At 54.3% G+C, this 20,090-nt stretch carries 22 protein-coding genes; 16 read left to right on the top strand and 6 right to left on the bottom strand.

All coding sequences use genetic code 11. The features are described 5' to 3' along the window. The first annotated feature begins 69 nt into the window (after window positions 1-69). The 4 genes from LEPIL_RS02265 (at window position 70) to pyrG (ending at window position 3,511) form a co-directional block, all read left to right on the top strand. A complete protein-coding gene (locus LEPIL_RS02265) occupies window positions 70-309 on the top strand; it encodes an addiction module protein (protein WP_143464587.1) in 240 nt (79 codons plus the stop codon). Then, a complete protein-coding gene (locus LEPIL_RS24170; protein WP_002769539.1) occupies window positions 296-604 on the top strand; it encodes a type II toxin-antitoxin system RelE/ParE family toxin in 309 nt (102 codons plus the stop codon). Before LEPIL_RS02265 ends, LEPIL_RS24170 begins: the two co-directional genes overlap by 14 nt. Window positions 605-836: 232 nt before the next feature. Further along, entirely contained in the window at window positions 837-1,871 is a 1,035-nt protein-coding gene (locus tag LEPIL_RS02255) for a sensor domain-containing diguanylate cyclase (protein WP_002769537.1), read from the top strand. Further along, a complete protein-coding gene (gene pyrG, locus LEPIL_RS02250; protein ID WP_002769535.1) occupies window positions 1,868-3,511 on the top strand; it encodes a CTP synthase in 1,644 nt (547 codons plus the stop codon). The genes LEPIL_RS02255 and pyrG overlap by 4 nt, the downstream gene beginning before the upstream one ends. 74 nt (window positions 3,512-3,585) lie before the next feature. Here the strand turns inward: pyrG and gpmI are convergent, their stop codons facing one another. The 3 genes from gpmI to LEPIL_RS02235 all read right to left on the bottom strand — a co-directional run bounded on the left by gpmI (window position 3,586) and on the right by LEPIL_RS02235 (window position 6,610). Further along, window positions 3,586-5,259, bottom strand: coding sequence for a 2,3-bisphosphoglycerate-independent phosphoglycerate mutase (gene gpmI / locus LEPIL_RS02245; protein ID WP_002769533.1), 1,674 nt, complete (start codon window positions 5,257-5,259; stop codon window positions 3,586-3,588). A 149-nt stretch (window positions 5,260-5,408) separates the two neighbouring features. Further along, on the bottom strand, window positions 5,409-6,266 hold the full coding sequence (locus LEPIL_RS02240; protein ID WP_002769531.1) for a hypothetical protein: 858 nt from the start codon (window positions 6,264-6,266) through the stop codon (window positions 5,409-5,411). Beyond that, entirely contained in the window at window positions 6,236-6,610 is a 375-nt protein-coding gene (locus tag LEPIL_RS02235) for a hypothetical protein (RefSeq protein ID WP_002769529.1), read from the bottom strand. Before LEPIL_RS02235 ends, LEPIL_RS02240 begins: the two co-directional genes overlap by 31 nt. Window positions 6,611-6,747: 137 nt before the next feature. Here LEPIL_RS02235 and LEPIL_RS02230 point away from each other — a divergent pair, with 137 nt between their 5' ends. The 6 genes from LEPIL_RS02230 to LEPIL_RS02205 all read left to right on the top strand — a co-directional run bounded on the left by LEPIL_RS02230 (window position 6,748) and on the right by LEPIL_RS02205 (window position 10,792). After that, complete coding sequence (locus LEPIL_RS02230) at window positions 6,748-7,557, top strand: hypothetical protein (protein ID WP_040918176.1); 810 nt, start codon at window positions 6,748-6,750, stop codon at window positions 7,555-7,557. Window positions 7,558-7,595: 38 nt separating this feature from the next. Then, window positions 7,596-8,054, top strand: a complete 459-nt coding sequence (locus tag LEPIL_RS02225; RefSeq protein ID WP_040918174.1) for a hypothetical protein — start codon at window positions 7,596-7,598, stop codon at window positions 8,052-8,054. 18 nt (window positions 8,055-8,072) lie between these two features. Further along, a complete protein-coding gene (locus LEPIL_RS02220) occupies window positions 8,073-8,372 on the top strand; it encodes a GlsB/YeaQ/YmgE family stress response membrane protein (RefSeq protein WP_245826787.1) in 300 nt (99 codons plus the stop codon). A gap of 51 nt (window positions 8,373-8,423) precedes the next feature. Further along, window positions 8,424-9,272 (top strand): hypothetical protein, encoded by an 849-nt coding sequence (locus tag LEPIL_RS02215; RefSeq protein ID WP_143464586.1) that lies wholly within the window; start codon window positions 8,424-8,426, stop codon window positions 9,270-9,272. A gap of 22 nt (window positions 9,273-9,294) precedes the next feature. Beyond that, entirely contained in the window at window positions 9,295-9,552 is a 258-nt protein-coding gene (locus tag LEPIL_RS02210) for a hypothetical protein (RefSeq protein WP_040918170.1), read from the top strand. Between the two features lie 250 nt (window positions 9,553-9,802). Then, the gene (locus tag LEPIL_RS02205; protein ID WP_002769515.1) at window positions 9,803-10,792 is read left to right on the top strand and encodes a tocopherol cyclase family protein; all 990 of its coding nucleotides are present in this window, start codon (window positions 9,803-9,805) and stop codon (window positions 10,790-10,792) included. Between the two features lie 52 nt (window positions 10,793-10,844). Here LEPIL_RS02205 and LEPIL_RS02200 read toward each other — a convergent pair whose 3' ends face one another. Then, window positions 10,845-11,699 carry a glycosyltransferase family 2 protein gene (locus LEPIL_RS02200; protein WP_052608113.1) on the bottom strand — a complete coding sequence of 285 codons (855 nt, stop codon included), beginning with the start codon at window positions 11,697-11,699 and terminating at the stop codon, window positions 10,845-10,847. Further along, entirely contained in the window at window positions 11,696-11,920 is a 225-nt protein-coding gene (locus LEPIL_RS02195; protein WP_002769511.1) for a hypothetical protein, read from the bottom strand. The genes LEPIL_RS02200 and LEPIL_RS02195 overlap by 4 nt, the downstream gene beginning before the upstream one ends. A 200-nt stretch (window positions 11,921-12,120) precedes the next feature. Here LEPIL_RS02195 and LEPIL_RS02190 point away from each other — a divergent pair, with 200 nt between their 5' ends. Then, window positions 12,121-12,636, top strand: coding sequence for an RNA polymerase sigma factor (locus LEPIL_RS02190; RefSeq protein WP_002769509.1), 516 nt, complete (start codon window positions 12,121-12,123; stop codon window positions 12,634-12,636). A gap of 46 nt (window positions 12,637-12,682) precedes the next feature. Then, window positions 12,683-13,123 (top strand): hypothetical protein, encoded by a 441-nt coding sequence (locus LEPIL_RS21470; RefSeq protein ID WP_002769507.1) that lies wholly within the window; start codon window positions 12,683-12,685, stop codon window positions 13,121-13,123. A 166-nt stretch (window positions 13,124-13,289) separates the two neighbouring features. Here the strand turns inward: LEPIL_RS21470 and LEPIL_RS02180 are convergent, their stop codons facing one another. After that, window positions 13,290-15,632, bottom strand: a complete 2,343-nt coding sequence (locus LEPIL_RS02180; protein WP_002769505.1) for a putative bifunctional diguanylate cyclase/phosphodiesterase — start codon at window positions 15,630-15,632, stop codon at window positions 13,290-13,292. A gap of 376 nt (window positions 15,633-16,008) precedes the next feature. On the opposite strand from LEPIL_RS02180, the gene LEPIL_RS02175 reads away from it, so the two are divergent. The 4 genes from LEPIL_RS02175 (at window position 16,009) to LEPIL_RS24165 (ending at window position 19,992) form a co-directional block, all read left to right on the top strand. Then, window positions 16,009-16,293 (top strand): hypothetical protein, encoded by a 285-nt coding sequence (locus LEPIL_RS02175; RefSeq protein WP_002769503.1) that lies wholly within the window; start codon window positions 16,009-16,011, stop codon window positions 16,291-16,293. Window positions 16,294-16,364: 71 nt separating this feature from the next. Beyond that, on the top strand, window positions 16,365-16,490 hold the full coding sequence (locus LEPIL_RS24005; protein WP_281251473.1) for a hypothetical protein: 126 nt from the start codon (window positions 16,365-16,367) through the stop codon (window positions 16,488-16,490). Window positions 16,491-16,679: 189 nt separating this feature from the next. Next, a complete protein-coding gene (locus LEPIL_RS02165) occupies window positions 16,680-19,457 on the top strand; it encodes a CRISPR-associated helicase/endonuclease Cas3 (protein WP_002769499.1) in 2,778 nt (925 codons plus the stop codon). 244 nt (window positions 19,458-19,701) lie between these two features. Further along, entirely contained in the window at window positions 19,702-19,992 is a 291-nt protein-coding gene (locus LEPIL_RS24165; RefSeq protein WP_002769497.1) for a DUF3892 domain-containing protein, read from the top strand. The last annotated feature ends 98 nt before the right edge of the window (window positions 19,993-20,090 follow it).

The following is a 20,090-nucleotide window of genomic DNA, read 5'->3' as shown; positions in this document are numbered from 1 at the left end:
GGTCGAGCAGCAGAAAAGGAGTGGACGAAAGGCGTGAAGTGAAGAGCTTATGAGGTGAGGTAAATGGCGATGGCTAAGTTGACTCTGGAAGAAGTGAGAGAAGCGGTGAAGGAACTGACGCCCGAAGAACGAGAGCTTCTTTTCCTGGATCTCTCTGAAGAAGTGGAAAAGACAGATCCGGAAATAGAGAAAGCCTGGATCGCCGAAGCGGAAAAGCGTGCGCAGGCAATCCTTGATGGTAAAGCGAAACTGCTCGAAGGCGATGTCGTGATGGCGAAGGCCCGGGCCATGGTGCATGAGAGGATATAAATTCGATGCGGCGGTCGACAGAGAATTCACGGAGGCGATAAAATACTATCGGATCAGATCCAGTCGGGCAGCCCGAAACTTTGTAGAAGAATTTGATCGGTGCCTCACCTATGTATGTACCTTTCCCGAGGGTTCTACGGTTCGAGAGACGTTGGTTCGATCAAAGAGTCTGCATCGTTACCCTTACAATATTCTGTACATGCTCCATGATGATATTGTCTATATCGTGGCGGTAGCCCACCAGAGCCGTCATCCCGACTACTGGAAAGATCGCTTGAGGGATGCTCATGACTAACCCCGCCGCCTCCTCCGGCATAAAGAACTCCCTCTTACTGAACCGTAACAGTACAAAGCCATCGGCCGGAAAAGCGCCGCCCTTTCCCCGGTAGGGTGCCGTCGGTAAAGGTGCAAACCCCCACCTGAGAGCAGATCTCACCCGAAATCGCCTCATTTTGAGCGCCTCACGTGCCTGCAAGGCGCCGAGAAACCGTTTGACGCGGGGAGGCATCTTGCAAGAGTCAGACAGGATGGATGATTCTCAGACCGACGGAGCCGACCATTCCCTGCTGCATCTCTATGCAAGCATCGGCAAGCTGATCACCTCGTCTCTCGATTTCAGACATATCGTCGAAGGCGTGATGAAGGAGATTCAGACCTTCTTTAATCCGACGCACTGGAGCCTGATGCGGGTCGATGCGAACTCCGACGAGCTCTTCTTTGTCGTCGCCGAAGGCATCGATCTGAAGCGTATCGAGAACATCCGGCTGAAAACAGGGGAGGGCATCGCCGGATACGTCGCCCAGACCGGGGAGCCCGTTTTCGTTCCCGACGCCCGCTCAGATGATCGATTCTCGCGCAAGGTGGACGAGCAGACCGGGTTCGAGACGCGATCGGTCATGGCCGTTCCGCTTCGTTTTCGAGAAAGGGTGTATGGCGTTATCGAGCTGATCAACCGCTACGACGGCGGCGGCTACACGCATCAGGATTTTATCGTTATACAGACCATCGCCGATTTTGCCGCCATCGCCTTCGCAAACGCCATGCTTTACGAAGAGACGAGAGATCTCGCCCATCGTGATCCGCTGACGGGCGTTTTCAATCGCCGCCGGCTTGAGGATCTTCGCGCAGAGTGGACAGGCAGACGCAGCGAAGATCGAGGCTGCGCCCTTGCCGTCATCGATCTGGATAACTTCAAGGCGATCAACGACGGCGCCGGGCATCAGGCCGGAGATCGGGCGCTCTGCTATATCGCGCATTATCTTCAGCTGTTGATACGCGGAACGGACCGAATTTTTCGCATCGGAGGGGATGAGTTCCTTGTACTGATTCAGAATTCGTCTCCCGATAAGCTGCCTGAAATCCTCGGACGCCTCGAAGCCTCGTTAAACAGATTGCAGGAGCGTTGTGGCGAGCATGATCCGGCCTTTGCATTTTCGTACGGGCTGTCTACAGGCAGACTGGATGATCTGGATTCCGTAATGCATCAGGCCGATCTCGACATGTATTCCCGCAAGAAAAATGGTGGAGTACATCCCCGCTTGCAGGAGTCTGCCGATTCATGAGTGCCCGCTATATTTTCATTACCGGAGGAGTTTGCTCGTCCCTTGGAAAAGGTGTGACCGTCGCTGCTCTTGGAACTCTGCTCGAAAGCCGTGGATACCGCGTTACGATGCAGAAGATGGATCCCTACATCAATATCGACCCCGGAACGATGAGTCCGTTTCAGCATGGCGAGGTCTATGTTACCGACGACGGGGCCGAAACCGATCTCGATCTCGGCTACTACGAACGCTTTACAAGAAATACGAAATTCACCCGGGCAAACTCTGTCAGCACGGGGCAGATCTATAACGCCGTCATACAGCGGGAAAGACGCGGCGATTATCTGGGCCGCACGGTTCAGGTTATTCCCCATATCACTAACGAGATCAAGAAACGCATCACCGATCTGACCAATGACGAAGAGATCGACTTCGTGATCGTTGAGATCGGCGGCACCGTCGGCGATATCGAGTCCGTTCCGTTTCTCGAAGCCATCCGACAGATGCGACGCGAAAAGGGGCGAGAGGGCGTTTGCTTCATTCATCTGACGCTTGTGCCGACGATTACGGCAGCCGGTGAGGCGAAAACGAAACCGACGCAGCACAGCGTAAAGGAGCTGATGACCTACGGTATTCAGCCCGACGTGCTTGTCTGTCGCGTGCGCACTCCGCTCAGTCAGGATATGAAAGAGAAGCTCTCTCTTTTCTGCAACGTGCGCAACGAGAATATCATCTCAGCCTCTGATATTCAGAACAGCATCTATGAGATTCCCGAGATGTATCGCAACGAGAGGCTCGATCAGGTCGTACTCGATCATTTTCAGATGGAAGCGAAGCGCCTGAACTTCAAGAAGTGGACGGAGATCCTCGACATCATTCATAATCCGAGCCGTGACGTGCGTATCGCCGTCGTCGGTAAGTATATCGCCCTTCAAGACGCCTATCGTTCCGTGTATGAAGGCCTGATGCATGGCGGAATCGCCTCGCAGGTTAACGTTCAATTCGTTAAAGTTGACCCAGAAGAGCTGGAACGCACTGACGACCTGTCCGTACTGCATGACGTGCATGGCATCCTTGTTCCCGGCGGCTTCGGCAACAGAGGCATCGAGGGCAAGCTGATGGCCATCCGCTATGCGCGGGAGCATAAGATACCGTTCTTCGGCATCTGTCTTGGAATGCAGTGCGCCGTGATCGAATACGCCCGCAATGTGCTCGGCTGGCAGAACGCGAATTCAACGGAGTTCAATCCTGCCGCTGAATATCCCGTCATCTCCCTTCTTGAGGAGCAGATGGGGCTCGAACAGAAAGGCGGCACGATGCGACTGGGCGGATTCCCGGCGCTGATCACCGAGAACACGCTTGCTCATAAAGAATACGGAGCGACGCGCATCCGGGAGCGACACCGTCATCGTTTCGAGTTCACCTATCGCTACAGAGCTGAGATGGAGAAGGCCGGTCTTATCTTTTCGGGCATCAGCCCCGACAAGCAGCTGGTCGAGATCGTCGAGCTGAAGCAATCGCAGCATCCCTGGTTTCTTGGATGCCAGTTTCATCCTGAATTTCAGTCGAAGCCCACCGAGCCTAACCCTCTTTTCGCCGGCTTTGTGCGAGCTGCGGCCGCTCATGCAAAAGAGCATGAGAAGAAAGAGAAGAAAAAGTAAGGCGGAATAGTTCGGGCCAGCATGAAGGCCGGCAGCCGGCTCTGATCGTAGAGAGCCGGCCCTGAATAAACGGTTTACTTCCAGCGAAGAACGGAGGGCAGGTAACCGGCCGGCGGTTCGAAGCCAAGCAGCGTCATTACCGTTGCGGCGACGTTAGCCAGGCCCGCACCGGCAACGCCTGAAGCCTCAAGCCCATCGACGTTGCCGAGAACGAGGAAGGGCACGGGATTAAGAGTGTGGCTTGTTTTACTTGCAAAGCCGCCTTTATCGTTCTTCAGAGGTTCGCCCGTTTTCTTGTTCACCTCATACATCTGTTCGCAGTTTCCGTGGTCGGCCGTGACAAGCAGGATGCCGCCCTTTTTATTTACGGCTTCAAGGATGCGCGGTAGATTCTGATCGACGGCCTCGACGGCGGCGACGGCGGCATCGAGTATGCCCGTATGACCGACCATATCGCCGTTTGCAAAGTTCACGCGCAAGAAGCCATATTCGCCGCTTTCGATGGCCTTTACAAGAGCGGCGCCGATCTCGTCGGCCTTCATGCGCGGTTTACGATCAAAAGAGATGACGTCAGAGGGGATCTCCTCCCAGGTTTCAAGCGCCTCGCTGATCTTCGCCGAGTTGTTGCCGTTCCAGAAATACGTGACATGACCGAATTTCTGCGTTTCGGATAACGCATATTGCTTCACGCCCGCCGCCACCAGATACTCCGTAAGCGTTTCGTCGATGGCCGGCGGATCGACGAGAAAGACCGGAGGCATCTTTAAATCGCCGTCATACTGCATCATACCCGCATACTTCACCGAAACCTTCGGATGCCGCTCAAACACGTTGAAGTCGGATTCGACAAAGGCCCGACTGATCTCGATGGCGCGGTCTCCTCGGAAATTAAAGAAGATTACGGCATCACCGTCTTTGATCTGGCCGACGGGAGCTCCGCTCTCGCCGATGACAAAGGCAGGCAGGTCCTGATCGGTGACGCCAGGGATCTCGTTGCGAAAGGTCTCGATGGCCTCTTTAGCCGATGCAAACTGGCGTCCTTCGCCGGCGACGTGCGTCTTCCAGCCGAGCTCGACCATGCTCCAGTCGGCTTCATAGCGATCCATCGTCACCTTCATGCGTCCGCCGCCCGAGGCGATGCGATAGTTTTTACCTGTTGCATCGAGTTCTTTGAGCACGGCCTCGAGTTTATCGACATAGAGCAGGGCGCTTGTTTCATCGACGTCGCGACCATCAAGCAGGATGTGCAGACGAACCTGCCTTACGCCGGCCTCGTGCGCCTTGCGCAGCATGGCGATGAGATGATCGATATGGCTGTGAACGTTACCGTCCGATAGAAGCCCGATAAAGTGAAGCGTCGCACCTTTGACGGCGGCGCCGGGATTCTCGCGAGAGCCTACGAGATCCATCCAGGCAGATCCTGTAAAAAGCTGACCCGATGCGATGGCGCCGGCTACAAGCTTCGCGCCCTGATCGAAGATGCGACCGGCTCCAAGGGCGTTATGACCGACCTCAGAGTTACCCATGTCTTCGTCGGAGGGCATGCCCACGGCCGTTCCATGAGCCTTCAGCTGCAGCCGGATCGGAGCATGCTGGAGCTGGTCTTTGAGAAAAGGGGCGCCGGCGAGGTCGACGGCGTTGCCGGGATAGCCTTCGGCTCGGCCTTTATACAGGCCAACGCCGTCCATGATTACAAGTACGACAGGACCGGATACGGAACGTCCGGTGCGGTTTAAAGAAAGTTTCACAAGGTCGATTCTGCGCCTGTGGCACACTGCTCAACCGTTATTTGACGGGAAGAATCCGATTTCACTCAGAGGCCGGGCACTCAGAGACCCGCCGGCGCCGTTGCCAGCATCAAGCAGGCAGGATCAGCAATCTATAAGAGCCAGAAACGCTAACGATACTGGCGGTAAAGCGGAAGCAGTTCTTCGATGCGTCGACGTGCGCCGTCGACGCTATCGCATTGCTTTTTGAGTAACATCGCCCGATCGACGCTGACTCCGAAAAGGAAGCTCAGCGGACCGGCAAGCTTTGCGCCCGAGCGCATCTGCGAGAGCAGGAATTGCATGGCGCCCTGTGCCGTAGAGCGAGCCCCTTCACCGAGGATCTCACCGGCGACGGCAATCCACTCTCCCTCTTTAAGACGCTCGCGCTCTCTGTACAACTTCAGTAGAATGGAGAATCCTGGAATATAATTGCCGAGAAGCTGGCCGGTGGGGCTGTCGAGGATCTCATCCCACAGCTCGCCTTCTTTTTCTGTTACAGGCTCTTCAAGCGGAAGGGCGGCCAGAAGCGTCGACACGGCCCACTCGCCCGGCGGCGCATCAAGTATCGATTCCGGAGGGCTCTCGGGAATACCGGCGGCCACTCGTTCCAGCGAAGAAAGCAGGCGCTGGCGCAGGCGGGCATCGAGCGAGCCGTCGGAGTTGCGCACGGTGAGAGAGACATGATCGTTCTTCGAAAGAAGCGCCACCTGCTGACCGGGGCGCAGGGCTAAGGGACCTACTCGGCGCAGATACTGAAAGGCTCGCGTGAAGCTGCGATAGAAGACGCGTTGTGACGACGCCTCGCCTGCGCGAAGCGAACGCTCCGTCGCTCGCATGGCGATAAGCAGCGCCTTATGATTCTGAAGCAGCGCTCTGTTATGCGCATCGCGCAGCAGTGGCGTCAGCGTATCGACGCTGCGGGCCCAGAAGCGATTGCGAATGCCATACAGGCGCTTCAGTTTTTCGTAAGATTCGAGAGAAGCCATAAAACGAGAGATGCTGCCGAAAGGATCAGGGCGGTGAGGCCGATCAGGCGATCCGTACGGCTGCGTCCGCGCCGTTCTTCGCTGAGTTTATTTTCGAGAGAACTGATGCGCCGGTGCTGCTGAGAGACCTCTTTGCGCAGGGACTTCGATTCCCGCTCAAGGTCGTTCAGGCGGTTATGCATTCCAAGCAGGATCTCTCCGTACACCGAGGTGTACTCCTGGATCTTCTGCTCGAGGTTTCGTCCGGTGAGCGAACCGGCCATCTGATTGATCGACTCGGTTACGGCCTTGAGAGCGCTGGTTTCGTCGACGGATAGCCCGGAGGTGGATTCTTTATCGGCCATGATGATAGGTGCTGTGTAGCTTCCGTTATGGGGGATGATGTGGCACGCACGTCAATTCCGTTTCGAAATTTTGCGTCGTTTTTTACCAGTGGCATTCTTAATAGGAAAACCGTTGATTGCTGCGTCTATTCATACGAATGAAGCTTGGACCCAACGGCCTCATGATCGATAGCTTCGGCGAGCTTGAGGCCTTTTTCTATGCCCTCAATCTGAGCGGAGTTCTGCGTCTGAACGAAGACCTGAAAGACCGGCAGGACAAGATTCTTATCAAAGAAGATATCGCCGTCAAGCAGAGCCAGATCGATAAACTGAAAGAGATTCGAGGGGCCTTTAACGAGAGCTTCAGCATCAAGCTATCGTCGGAGCTTGTTGAGATCATCACGAATTCGCTTGTCGGCGCGATCGAACAGTACGTGAGCGAGCATCCTCTCTTCCGACGTCTTTACGAAGAGCCTGGTAAGAGAGCGTTTCGATATGTCTTTCAGGCATTAAAGCATCCGCGTATTGCGGTCTCGGCCTACATCCTCAAGCAGCAGAGCCCCGATCATTTCGCGCATCTGTGCAGACTGGGCATCCTCTCTCTGGGAATCGCTCTACATCTGCCGATGCGATTGCCGCGTATTCACACGACGTCCTTTCTTATGGGATTCCTGTCGGAGCTGCCCTTTCCGTCGAGAAAGGTTATGCTGGACGCCTATGACAGTTCCTTTGCGCTTCGCGAGGTCTCTGAGAAGGCCGGCATGATGGCCTCCCGTCTCGATGCTCCTGTCGTTGTTGTTGAGGCCATCCGGTCGGCGCAGGCGTTCTCTGAGCTGGCACAGGAGATCGCCGGCGATGCCGATGCGACGAAAGAAAGCAGGCAGATCGATTCGATGGAGAATGTTCTGTTTTTCGAAGAGTCTGCTGAAGGGGGGATAGCGATGCACATAAAGATGATGAGCGTCTGATTCCCGTTCTTGCCGAGATTCTGAAGTTCACGAGATACGTGTTCTTTCTTTTCACGAAGCTTGAACATTCAGAGCATCTGATTGAAGAAGTTTCGTTTCGCGTCGCCTATAACGCCCGTAAGGGATTCTTTAATCTGGATCTTGTGAATCCCGTTTTGAAACGATTCCGGGAGTATGAGCTGGAGTACCGGTCATTGATGATGCTCGCTGATATTGAAAGCCGCTGCCCTTACAGGCATTCGGCATGGGCGTATCCGAAGCCGCGGGCCACACAGGTCATCTGCAGGCATACGGTGACGAGCTGTCCGCATCTGCAGAACGGATGGGATCTGCACGTGGTCTCGCCACAGGAGGCCTTCGGCTGGATCGGAGCAAGCCGAAGGCCGGTATCAAAAACGCGATCTGGAAGAGGAGCTTGCAAAGATTCGCATAAAGATACAGGATTGATGCAAACGTTTTTATCGCAGGCAATGCGTTTTTTTGCCCCGTCGGACTGACCCGACGGAAGGAAAGGATTGGACTTTTTTACCATATTCGGTAAGGTCATCAAAAACACGGAGGATACGATGGGATTTTTCGCATGGATTATCATGGGTTTACTCGCCGGTATTGTAGCCAAGTTGCTTATGCCGGGTAAAGATCCGGGCGGCTGGATCATCACGATTCTGCTTGGTATTGCCGGCGCTTTCGTCGGTGGTTATATCGGTTCGCTTCTTGGATTCGGAGGCCTGACGGGCTTCAGTCTGAAGTCCTTTCTGCTTGCCGTCGGTGGGGCCGTTATACTGCTTTTCGCATACCGGCTCATTAAGAAGTAAAGTTACAGTTAAGGAAAGCCGCCTCCAGTGGAGGCGGCGCTGGAACCCATCATGAAGCTTTCCGGTGATGCCATCATATTCGACGATGTGCTCTCTCTCGAAACGTTCTACACTCAGCTCGACCTTCAAGGCGTTCTGCGGCTTTCTGAAGACCTGAAAGACAACAGCGGCAAGATTCTCATCAAGGCCGATGTTCCTCTCAAACCCGGAGTTTTTGAAAAACTGCGCGAGATAAGAGGCTCCTATCAGGAGAAGTTTTCCGTTCGCATAACGTCAGAATTAAATAGAAGCATCTCTGCCTTTCTTGCGAACCACGCCATTCATGCCATCGACGAATGGAGCTTCTTCAAGCGCCTGTATGCTATCGAAGGACATCGTTATCAGAGTTATATACGAAATGCCTTCCGCAATCGCCGTATTGCCGTGACATGCTTTATTCTCATGCACCGCAGTCCGGCCCGCTACACGGCCCTGATCTCACAGACGCTGTTAACCCTGGCCATCGTCATGTATCGGTTTTTGCAGATCCGTCATGTGCATATCAACGCCTTTCTTGCCGGCCTTCTCATGGAAATCGGCGACGTGGACGGATCGCTCAGTAGAGACGCCGCACAGGAGGCCGATGCTTTAAACCATCTGAAACGAAAGAGCGCCGATCTTGCAAGCAGCCTGGGAGCCTCGAAGACCGTCGCCGATACGATACTGGCCCAGGAGGCGTTCACCGAGCTTGCCTCTGAACTGCCTGAGGCATCGTCCGTCGCCCCTTCAAGCGGCGTTTCAATCGCCGACTTCTTAATCAGTGAAGGCCAGGAGGCGAGCGAAGAGAGTGCAGAGGGCGGCGAGGGAGCTTCCTCGCCCGAATCCGAAGCGGCCGCCTCGGCAGATTGCCGAGGCCCTTAAGTTTTCACGCTATATTCTCTTTTTGCGAGAAAGGCTCGGTAATGATGAACATGCGGCCGAAGAGATTTCGTACCGGTCGGCGTATAACGCAAAGAAGGGACACTTCTCGCTGAAAGTAGTCGATCCGATTTTGCGTATCTTCAAAGAATACGAGCTTGAGATTCGCTGTATGATGAAGGTGGCCGAGCTCGAACAGAGATGCCTTTATCTGCCGTCGGCGTGGGCGTATCCGAAGCCGCGGGCCACACAGATGATCTGCCGTCTGCATAAGACGGAATGAATGCCCGAAACTCAAGCCAGGATGGGATCTGACGGTCGTCTCGCCCGCAGAGGCCTACGGATGGATCGGTATGACGCTCGAACCGGGGCGATATTTGAAGTGCGAACTTGAAGACGAGCTGAAAGGAATCTTCGCTCTGATTAAAAAGACATGATTGCCTGCAGACGGCCGTACTGAAACGGATCGTGCCGGGCAGCCAGCAAACAAAAAAATCGGTCGTTGCTGACCGAAAAAACAGTGAGAGTGTACGATGCGAGATTACAAAAAGGATTCGGGTAACGAACCCGTTTATCCGTATATCAAGAAAGACCATGTTGAGAGCTATTTTCTCAAGCTGAACGTCGGCGAACAGGCTCTCTGGGTAAAATTCACCTACCTGCGAGGCTCCGTCGCAAAAGACGGCGTGGCCGACGTCTGGGCCATCTGGTTCGACCGGCAACATGCACAGATATGGAAGACATCTTATTCGCCTGCTGAATGCTCTCATTCAGGGGACGCAGGGGAAGCAGGGAAAGCGCCGGGGCTGCGATTCGGCACGGCGCAATGGACGGGCAACAGGTGTTCGGGAAGCCTGATAGGCGAAGCCGGCGAGATTCGCTGGGATCTTCAACTTACACCGTTAGCCGATCCGCTTTTTCTTCTCGGCCAGGATTTTCTGTATGCCGACGGCTTTCCGGGCATGAAAATACTGTCGCCTCTTCCTGCCGCTCTTGTGAACGGCGTCGTGCATGTGAACGGGAAAGAGATCCGTATACAGAATGCCCCTGGCATGCAGGGCCATAACTGGGGGCGAAAGCACTCCTATCATTACTGCTGGGGGCATTGCAGCGCTTTCGAGGCAGAGGACCCCTCCGTTTATTTCGAGGGATTCTCGGCTAAGATCAAGCTCGGCCCGGTAATCACGCCTTACCTGAGTATGGCGGTTCTGCACATAGACGGACGCACGCTGCGCTGGACATCGCTTCGTAAGGCGGCATCGCATAACATACAGAGCGACGAAAACTCGTGGAGCTTTGCTTTTTCTGATAACGACTTCCGCCTGACAGGGAAGATGATAAGCCCGCAGTTCGCCGAACTCGATTACGTGAACCCGGACGGACGCATCTCGCTCTGCCGCAATAGCAAGCAGGCACGCTTTGATCTTGAGCTGCTCGATCTGAAGACGGGTTCAGCGCGAACGTTTCGCTCGAATGCGACCGCTCTGGAGCTGCTCGACCTCACGGATCGAAGAGTCGGGTGATTGTTTTTTGCGGTGAAGGCCGCATTCTTCTGCGGCCGACCTTTTATTGTACTCAGGCGTGCAGAGCCGAAAAACGCACGGTGCTCTGATGCAGAACTTTCAGGTAGTAGTGATAGCGCTTTCGCGTGCGATCGAGATCCTCGCCGAAGCTGCGGCTGTCGGTCGTATAGATGCGGCTTACGGCCAGCTCTTCGATGCTCAGGCCTTCGACGGCGGCGTAGGCCCAGAATTCCATGGGAAAGGCATAACCGCGCTCCGTAAAGAGCGCCGGATCGATATTCTGCATGCGATATCGTTTGAAGCCGCAGAAGGCGTCGGTTAACCGGAATCCGAAGCGGCGATTCAGGCGGGTCGTGATACGGCTGTTCACCTGGACGCGATCCTCCGGGGCGTCGCCGCATCGCCGCGAAGACGGCAGGTAGCGCGAGCCCGAGACGACGTCGATGGCCAGGTCGGCGTCGATAAAATGTCGGATGTCTTCGGGACGGTGCTGCCGGTCACAGTCCATCGTGATCAGGTAGTCGTGGCCGCGTCGGCGGGCCTCGGTCATCGCCGTGATCATCGCCTGTCCGTAGCCCTGATTCGTCGTATGATGAACGATATCAACGCCCGGACGCTTTACCTCTTCAAGAATTAAGGGCGATGCATCGAACGAGCCGTCGTTGATGAAAAGCACTTCGTCAATGGCCTCGGGAAGACCGGCAAAAAGTGCAGGGAAAAAGAGAGGCAGATTAGATTCTTCGTTATAGACGGGAACGGCCAGAAGCATAGACTCAATGAGATAGGATCTGGCACTGTCGTCGACTGAAAAAGTCGGCGCGAAAAGAAACGCCGTAGCCAGAAGGCCGGCTACGGCGAATGAGTCTGATACGGATACAAGCTCCTGAAGGTGGGAATTATTTTTCAAGCCTCTTCAGGAGAGTCAGAGAGCTTGCTGAAAACGAAATAGAGCAGGCCGCCGGCCACAAGAACGCCGCCGCGCACAACCCAGCCCATCGTTTCGCCCCACATATCGACCCACATGAGAACACGCAGGTTATAGCCGATGAAGCTCAGAACCGAAGAGATAACGGCCGCAAGGGCCATAAAAGCCCCGAAAGAGGCGATTTTCGCAGAGAATTGTTTCATGCGTATAAAGACTCTGAGCGCAGCCTTTTTTTTCACATTTCTTCACAAATAATGAGATCCAGACAGAATCCGTGAGCACCGGGACAGACTTTCTTTGTAGAGTCTCTTATTAGAGCTCTGGATGAGAGTCTGGAAATGTTAGAAGTTGTAAATCACGGGAATTCTCTCAATAATCCGATCAGTCGGACGTCAGGATGTGTATGCAGCGAGACCTGAGAGGCGTCAGCGGCTTTTTCAAGAGCGAATACAGGCGCCTTGTAAGTTTCGCGCGATCCATGTTGCGCGAGGCGGGATCGATCGACGCCGAAGACCTCGTCCAGGACGTAATGCTTGCGCTTTCGCGCAGACTCGATGTCGCCGATCAGATCGAAGACCTGGCCGCCTATGTATACGGAGCTCTGCGAAACAGAATCATCGATATCTATCGCCGACGCCGTGAAACGTTATCTGCGGATCTTCTTGATCCTCTGAGCGACGGGCGCCCGCAACCGGCAGAGATCAGCGAGTTATCCGATTTGCTGCAAGAGATTGAGCGGGCCATAGACGGACTTGCTCCTAACCTGCATGCAGCCTTTCGCCTCGTAGAGCTCGAAGGCTACACGCATCGCGAGGCCGCGCAGATGCTTGGCGTTCCGCTTGGAACCGTGCTCAGCTGGAATCGAGAGGCGCGTCGTCGGCTCAGCCGCGAGTTAGACGCATTCAGAACGCTACTGTAGGATCGGGTGTTCTTGTTAAATGAGTAGAAGATTACAGGAGGAAGTTATGAAAACTGCAGGAATAGCGCGGAAGAGCGCACGATTTGTATTGCGTCTTGTCGGCGGCCTGACCGTCGCCGTCCTGATCGGATTATTGTTCGGCGTCGTCGTCCAGCATCTCTGGAACGGCCTTCTGCCCGACCTTTTTGGATTTCCATTAGTAGACTTCTGGCAGGCCGTTGGGTTAGTCATCCTCAGCCGACTGCTCTTCGGTGGGATGGGTCCGAAAGGCAGAGGTCCGTTCCGACGTCATCCGATGTTTGACGGGCATCGGCATCGGATGGTAAGGGAGTATTATCGTCGCAAACACCTACCGTGGAACTTTGGGATGCACGACACGCCCTGGAACTTTTACTGCGAACCGGATCAAAAGGCCTTCCGTGATTACTGGAGCGAGAAAGGCCAGAAGGATTTCGAGTCCTACCGAAAAGAAAGGCAGCCGGAATGATACCGGCGTTACTTGTCGGCTTCCTGTTTAAAAGGAGCGCTGCAACGTCCTCGACCGGGAGTATATCGGAACAGCGACAGCGCCTCTACGGTCGAGGCGATCATTTGGATGAGGCGGGAAAGGATAGATCTGAGGCAGGTCAAGGAAGGCTTAATGCATCCCCCGATCAGAAGGCGATGTGCGACGAGGTCGGCCGGCCCGCCCGCACGTCATGCCTGTGAATGAAATCGAGCAGAGACTGCGAATCAAGAGGCCTTGCAAACCAGTAGCCCTGTATGGCGTCGCATCCGACCTGCTTCATGAAGTCGGCCTGTTCTTGCGTCTCGACTCCTTCGGCGATGGTGCGAATGCCGAGCGCCCTCGCGACGCCGATGATAGCGCTGAGGATGGCGACGTCCTGCGTATTCTCGGGTATCTCGCATACGAAGGCCCGATCGATTTTCAGGATGTCGATCGGGAAGTGTTTCAGGTAGGCCAGCGAGGAATACCCTGTTCCGAAGTCGTCAAGGGCGATCGTCAATCCCAGCTCTTTCAGAGCATACATCGTGCGCCTTACGGATTCGACGTTCTGTATCATCACGCCTTCGGTGATCTCGATCTCAAGCCTTTCCGGAGAGACTCCAAGACGGTGGGTCGCCGCTTCGATTCGTTCGACAAGATCGGGAACGGCGAATTGACGCGGAGAGAGGTTAACGGCGACGGTGATGTCGTGGCTATCCGCCGACCATTGCCTCTGGGCGGAGAGCGCCTTATGCAGTACGCCATCACCGAGCGCGTGAATCAGGCCGCCTTCTTCGGCAAGAGGAATAAAGACTTCGGGCGAGACGGGACCGTCTTTCGTATTCCAGCGCAGCAGGGCCTCGGCGCTATCGATACGGCCCGTATGAAGATCAAGGCGGGGCTGAAAGACAAGCCGCAAATCGTCGGACTGAATCGCCTGACGCAGGTTATTCAAAAGACCGAGACGCACCCTGGCGTTTTCGTTCATCTCAGGACCGAAGAAGCGTATGCCGCGACGGCCGGCCTTTTTTACCGCATACATCGCCGCATCGGCGTTGCGAAGAAGTGAATCACCGTCTGTGCCGTTATCAGGAAAGATCGCTATGCCTATACTGGCCGAAATGCTCAGTATATCGGAGCCGACGGCATAGGGCTTCTCAAGCTCGGCCAGCACCTTGTCGGCGACGCTACGAGCGTCAAACGGAGAATTGATCTTTGGCAGCACGGCGATGAACTCGTCTCCGCCCGCGCGGGCAAGAGTATCGCTCCGGCGCAGACAGTGGCGAAGGCGCCGCGCGACTTCGACAAGCAGAGCATCGCCGATCGAATGACCGAGAGAATCATTCACGTTCTTGAAACCGTCCAGATCCAAAAAGAGGACGGCCAGGATACTCTTTTCGCGGCTGGCATGAGCCAGTTCAAGGTCGAGAGTTTCTTTAAGCAGAGCCCTGTTCGCAAGTCCCGTTAACGTATCGTGAAAGGCCTGATGGCGGATCGTATCGGCCTGCGCTTTATACTCGGTAATATCGGCGAAGGTAACGGTCGCTGCGTAGGGGACGCTTGATCCGCGGCGAAAGAGCGGCCTTGCATTCACGCGCAGCCACTTCTTCTGGGAGTTATCGACGTCGATACCGACGACAACATCGTTAACCGGTTGAACTTGCTTTTGAACGAAAGTGGATGGCAGTTCATCGGCGGGGAAAGGCTCTCCGTTCTCACGGCACAGACGCAGGTTTAAATCGGCGATCTGCGACCCGACGATATTCTCCGGATGCATCCCAAGGATCTCAGCAGCGCTGCGATTGCAGGCGATCATCACACCGTCGGAGGACAGAACGATCACGCCCTCGGCCATCGAATCGATCACCGTTTCATAGCGCGCCTCGCTCTCTTCGGTGGCCGCAACGGCCTGCTCGTATAAAAGGGTATGACGATGTAGATCGATCTTGCGGCGGCGAAGCTCAAGGCTCGTTTCAATGTTCTTATCCTGATGTCTCTGTCGAACGACTCCGATCAGAGCAATCCCCACAAGCGTCGGAATAACCGTCGTCAACGGCAGTGGCCTGTAGATAAGAAAAGGAACGATGGAAACGAGAAGCACCGTAGCGTAGAGCATGACGGCCGTACGCAGGCTGTTCAGATTGAGGAAGAAAACGCAACCGAGAAAGGTTGCAGCAAAAAGCAGGAACCGCGAAGGATCAGTTACGATAATATCGGGTATCTGTGGCAGAAGAATGGTGAGCAGTACGGCCACGAACAGGCCCGTTGCATAGCGCGTATAGCTACGCGGATGTAGATATCTCAATGAGCCGATGACGGCGAGCAGCAGCGACTCCGACAATCCAAGCAAAAGAATGCGAAACGATGCAGGCCCTGCCGGACCCGTAAGAAAATCGATCGCCGAGACCGGCGGAATGCCGATCAGGGCAAGCAGGATCGCAATACTCATCAGCCGTCGATTCTTCTTGCGTATGACGGCAAAACGTTCTCGCTGGCTGCGCCCTGTCATGGTTGATAGGACGGGAGTAAGGGAAAATTGCCTATGATGGAGAGGGGATGTCCTCGCCAGCCATTATCTTGATAGCAGGAAATGACCTTCAGACACACGACCGTAAAGCGGCGTCATCTCGGGTGCTCTGAAAAACGTACACAGATTAACCTCGATCAGAACCGAAGGCTTCGAATAATCCGGAATCGCATTCCGACTGCCTTTTTCTGAGCAGGGTGGAATTTTTCATGATGGAGGTAACAGTTTTGCAATGGATTTCGAGGAGTCGGGAGATCCCGTTCTTATAGACGAACCGCCTTTTAAAGAGTTCATTGTCTTCAGCACAGGAAAAAGGTGATCTGAAGGAAATGGTAGAACCCTGAAAGGAGGTCCGTTGATGAGAATTGTCGAGGCATTATTGACGCTGCCGGACGGACGGGTCATTCGCTACCATGGCGAGCTGCATCATCGCACCATCGGCTGGCCCGAGGATCGTCACACTGTTTCGGGTGATCTCGATGGCTTACCGGCTCCGCCTGAGTTAACCGGATGGACGGCCGGTCCGGAAAACGTAGAGTCTGCGGTTCAAGAATATGCACTGCTTGTCGGGGCGACCGTAAGTATATGGAACGACGGAGGAGAGCTGGAGGGTTTTCCAGAGCTTGAAGGAGTGCAGTTCTGATGAGTATCGAATTGAGGGGCCATAATCGGGAAGCGAAAAGCTTTCGAGAGCCGAAGCTCAGATCTGGAAGTGTGGAAGTGGATCCTTGGAAACGCAAGATCCTCATTGAATCTGTCGTTATACTCGTTCTCTGTGCGATCATCGGCGTGATCGTTATACCGCCGCTTCTGGTATTGATCGTTAGTTTGATATTGTGATGTCGGGGGAGGGGCGGGTAAAAAGGAGCGTTTTTCGCTAAAATTCGATCCCGGGATCAAGGAAATAGGGCTGTGCGTTTCGTAATGGGATTTCAGTTACCGACGAAGAAATCTACGTTTCGGATTTTGATCCATCTGTATGGAAAAGAACTTGAAATATCCTTGCTGTAGTATAGAATCCGATTGCGAATGCACTATCTTCGATTCTGGGGCAAGGCCGACGGAGAATCTGGCCGCTGGCGCCCCCTCGTTCTCCACATGCTGGACGTTGCGGCCGTGGCCCGACAATGGCTGCTACGACATCCGGCCTTCGTACACGATTGGGCACGTAGGCTACAGGTTGAGCGCGATGTTCTTGCTGATCTCGTCACTTTTTTGACCGCCATTCATGATCTCGGCAAGTTTGCCCTCGATTTTCAATTCAAGATTCCTCAATTGGCCACACTTTTGACGGGGCGGACAGGCATTAGTTATGCAAGCAGGGCCTCTCACCCTTCTTCAGGTTTTGGATTCTGGGATGCATCGATATGGGGGCAGATTAAGGACCAACTTAGCGACTTATCATCCGATGATATGGGTGTTTTGAATCGTTCGATTCGCCCTCTGTTAACGGCAAGTTTTGGGCATCACGGCAAACCGGTGGAAGCTTTGGATCCATCCACCCCGCCGCCGCTGAGGCAGCTGTACGACGATAAAGTTCAGCTTGCTGCTAAGGCATATATTGACGATCTCTTGCACTTGCTGCCTGGAAGCCTGACCGCTATGCAGCAATGGGCGAAAACGCGGTCAGTGAGACCGGAATTAGCGAGATTTTCGTTTCCACTCTCTGGTTTGATCATCCTTGCTGACTGGACCGGCTCTTCGTCAGATAATTTCCCCCTGAACCTGCCGTTCACTAAAGAGCATGCCAGTGAGTTCGATCTTAAGAAGGCTTTTTCAGAGTCGCTTGAGCTTGCAGATGCAGCCTTACTTCGGCAGGGGTTGGTTGCCGTACCTCGGCGAAAACTAACCAACCCATGGGAAGAGTTGTTTCCCACATTCAAACCCTATACGCCTACACCGCTACAGACGGCCATGCTTCAGGCGACTGAGGGGCGGGGGCCTGCCCTGTACATCATTGAAGACATCGCAGGCGCAGGTAAGACAGAAGCAGCCCTCCTATTGACGGCAAGCCTGATGGATAAGGAGAATGTCGAAGGGTTTTATTTCGCCTTGCCGACTATGGCAACTTCAAACGGCATGTACTCGCGCCTTGCTGCCATTTATAGCAACTACTTCGCTGCCGGCTCGAATGCATCGCTGATTCTTGCCCATGGTCGCCCTGAATTGAACGCAGCTTTTCAGGATTCTCTCCTGCCAGAGCATTCGCGTGTTACGGACGTTGAGTTTAACGCAACAGACGCAGAGGAACAGCAAACTACCAAGGCCGCCTGCAATACATGGATCGCTGATCGCGCCCGAAAGGCCTTCCTTGCTCAGGTCGGTGTCGGTAGCATTGATCAGGCCTTGCTTTCGGTGATATACTCCAAGCATAATACTCTGCGTATGTTCGGGCTTTCTCGTAAGATACTCATCGTTGATGAGGTGCATGCTTATGACGCGTACATGCAGGAGTTGCTCGAATCACTCATCAAGTTTCAAGCGCAGCAGGGCCGTAGTGTTGTTCTGCTTTCGGCTACGCTGCCCGTATCCATGAAAGAGAGCCTTGGCGCAGCCTACCTGTCCGGCTGTAACGGCCAGGGCGATGAACCTGAAGTAAACCTCAGAGAAGAGATGCACTATCCTCTCATTACCATTGTGGAATCCGGCAAGGTTGACTTCATCCCCATTGAGCCGTCTGCGAGACACTGTCGTTCGGTCGGTGTGGAGTTCCTCACCTCTGAGGATGGTGCCATTGAACCCGTCGTAGAGCGGTTGGCCGAAATTTCGCGAGAGGGTCGCTGCGCGGTCTGGATTCGCAACACGGTTGCCGATGTGCAGCGGGCCTATGATCAATTATCGGTAGAGATAGATGCCGATAAACTTTTCGTCTTTCATTCTCGTTTTGCTATGGGGCATCGCAGCGACATTGAAGAACGAGTGCTTCGTACTTTTGGTAAGGAATCGACGAGCGCTGAGCGGGCAGGGAGGATTCTCCTTGCGACGCAGGTAGTTGAACAATCGCTTGATCTTGATTTCGACGAAATGATCACCGACCTCTGTCCGATTGATCTCGTCATTCAGCGAGTCGGTCGTTTGCGACGTCATGCTCGCGACCAATCCGGGAATCGTATCGACACGGTAGATGGACGAGGTGTCGGAACCGTAATCATCTTTGGACCGGATCCTGACACTACGATCGAAGCAGACTGGTACATGGGATGCTTTCCCGGTGGTGCAAAGGTTTATCAGAATCATGGTATTCTCTGGCGCACGGCCAGCGTCTTGAAACGTGAACGTCAGATCGAGATCCCTGCAAGGTTGCGATATTTGATTGAGGCGGTGTACGGCGAGACAGAGACTCCGCATGCCTTAGTAGAACAGAGTCACCGGGCTCACTCGGCAGACGATAAAGCCGGTTTCACAGCACAGACGAATCTCATCGATTTAGAGAAGGGCTTCCTGCAAAGCAGCGATCTCAATCCCTGGCCCGATCATTCTGCACCGACGCGCCTTACCGATGAAACAAGGACCTACAGGCTCTGCTTGCTTGAAGGGTCTACTGTGCGGCCACTCGTTGCCAGTAACGACCAGTCGTTTGCATTGAGCGAGGTAAAGTTTCGCCCTGTCGAGGTCGTTTTGCCCTCCGAATTGAGAAGGATAATCGAAGAAGCCGAGCGGCGCCTTCCTGATCAGGGCCGTGGTGGCTCCCTTTTGCCTTTTGAACAGCTGGAGCAAGGTCTCTACAGGAGCCTGGGCGAAACGACCAAGCAGGAAAGATTTGTCTATTCAGAAAAATTGGGCCTCCGGCTGGAGGCCCAAAAGTGAAGCCCCACATTTGTGGGGAAGAAAGCGGCTTTGTCTGCCTTTCACCGCTCGTTTTACGGTTCATCCCCAAGAATTTGAGGCTTTGCCAGAGAAATCGGCCAACCCTAACCGAAAACTCCGAAATGAAAAAAAAGCCAAGTCATTATATTTCATCGCTCTTTTTACTTGTCTATTGTTGGATAGCGTAGTATTCTTATTAAGTAGAGCTCACACGGCACTAGAGGCCTGAGCAAGGAGGCAGAAGATGCCAGTTATTCCCCCTTGGTCACGAAAGGTGACACACGTTGAAAGAGATGCAGAGAAGCGAACGAAGGCTCTCTGCATGAAAGAGCAAGGGCTGCGAGTAGTCGCCGCTGTTGCTATCCAAGAGATTCAGCAAAATGGGCATCCGCAATCGCAGTGCTCCCCCTACTACACGGATGTAGGCGGAGTCAAGGCTGCCGTAATAGTGGTGCTAAGAGATGGTAAGCCTTATCTGCGGACGGACCCCGACAAAACGACGAGGAATAACCTCGACGTCTTGCCGGATTGTTGATAGCTCAACACTCGCCGGGAGGAGTCTGGTACACTCCGCCCGGCTTTTTTTCTCCGTTGGGACGATAGATGCAACCAGTTTTTCAGAGGGGCTACTCT

Source organism: Leptonema illini DSM 21528 (genome assembly GCF_000243335.1).
Taxonomy (GTDB): domain Bacteria; phylum Spirochaetota; class Leptospiria; order Leptospirales; family Leptonemataceae; genus Leptonema; species Leptonema illini.
This window is presented reverse-complemented; position numbering and strand designations above follow the sequence as displayed.

Coding starts and splice junctions, on each gene's coding strand:
- pyrG (WP_002769535.1), top strand. CDS start 1,868: ATGAGTGCCCGCTATATTTTCATTACCGGAGGAGTTTGCTCGTCCCTT.
- LEPIL_RS24165 (WP_002769497.1), top strand. CDS start 19,702: ATGCCAGTTATTCCCCCTTGGTCACGAAAGGTGACACACGTTGAAAGA.
- LEPIL_RS02180 (WP_002769505.1), bottom strand. CDS start 15,632: ATGACAGGGCGCAGCCAGCGAGAACGTTTTGCCGTCATACGCAAGAAG.
- LEPIL_RS02190 (WP_002769509.1), top strand. CDS start 12,121: ATGCAGCGAGACCTGAGAGGCGTCAGCGGCTTTTTCAAGAGCGAATAC.
- LEPIL_RS02240 (WP_002769531.1), bottom strand. CDS start 6,266: ATGGCTTCTCTCGAATCTTACGAAAAACTGAAGCGCCTGTATGGCATT.
- LEPIL_RS02230 (WP_040918176.1), top strand. CDS start 6,748: ATGAAGCTTGGACCCAACGGCCTCATGATCGATAGCTTCGGCGAGCTT.
- LEPIL_RS02235 (WP_002769529.1), bottom strand. CDS start 6,610: ATGGCCGATAAAGAATCCACCTCCGGGCTATCCGTCGACGAAACCAGC.
- LEPIL_RS02205 (WP_002769515.1), top strand. CDS start 9,803: ATGCGAGATTACAAAAAGGATTCGGGTAACGAACCCGTTTATCCGTAT.
- LEPIL_RS02265 (WP_143464587.1), top strand. CDS start 70: ATGGCTAAGTTGACTCTGGAAGAAGTGAGAGAAGCGGTGAAGGAACTG.
- LEPIL_RS24170 (WP_002769539.1), top strand. CDS start 296: ATGAGAGGATATAAATTCGATGCGGCGGTCGACAGAGAATTCACGGAG.
- LEPIL_RS02195 (WP_002769511.1), bottom strand. CDS start 11,920: ATGAAACAATTCTCTGCGAAAATCGCCTCTTTCGGGGCTTTTATGGCC.
- LEPIL_RS21470 (WP_002769507.1), top strand. CDS start 12,683: ATGAAAACTGCAGGAATAGCGCGGAAGAGCGCACGATTTGTATTGCGT.
- LEPIL_RS02175 (WP_002769503.1), top strand. CDS start 16,009: ATGAGAATTGTCGAGGCATTATTGACGCTGCCGGACGGACGGGTCATT.
- LEPIL_RS02165 (WP_002769499.1), top strand. CDS start 16,680: ATGCACTATCTTCGATTCTGGGGCAAGGCCGACGGAGAATCTGGCCGC.
- LEPIL_RS02215 (WP_143464586.1), top strand. CDS start 8,424: ATGAAGCTTTCCGGTGATGCCATCATATTCGACGATGTGCTCTCTCTC.
- LEPIL_RS02255 (WP_002769537.1), top strand. CDS start 837: ATGGATGATTCTCAGACCGACGGAGCCGACCATTCCCTGCTGCATCTC.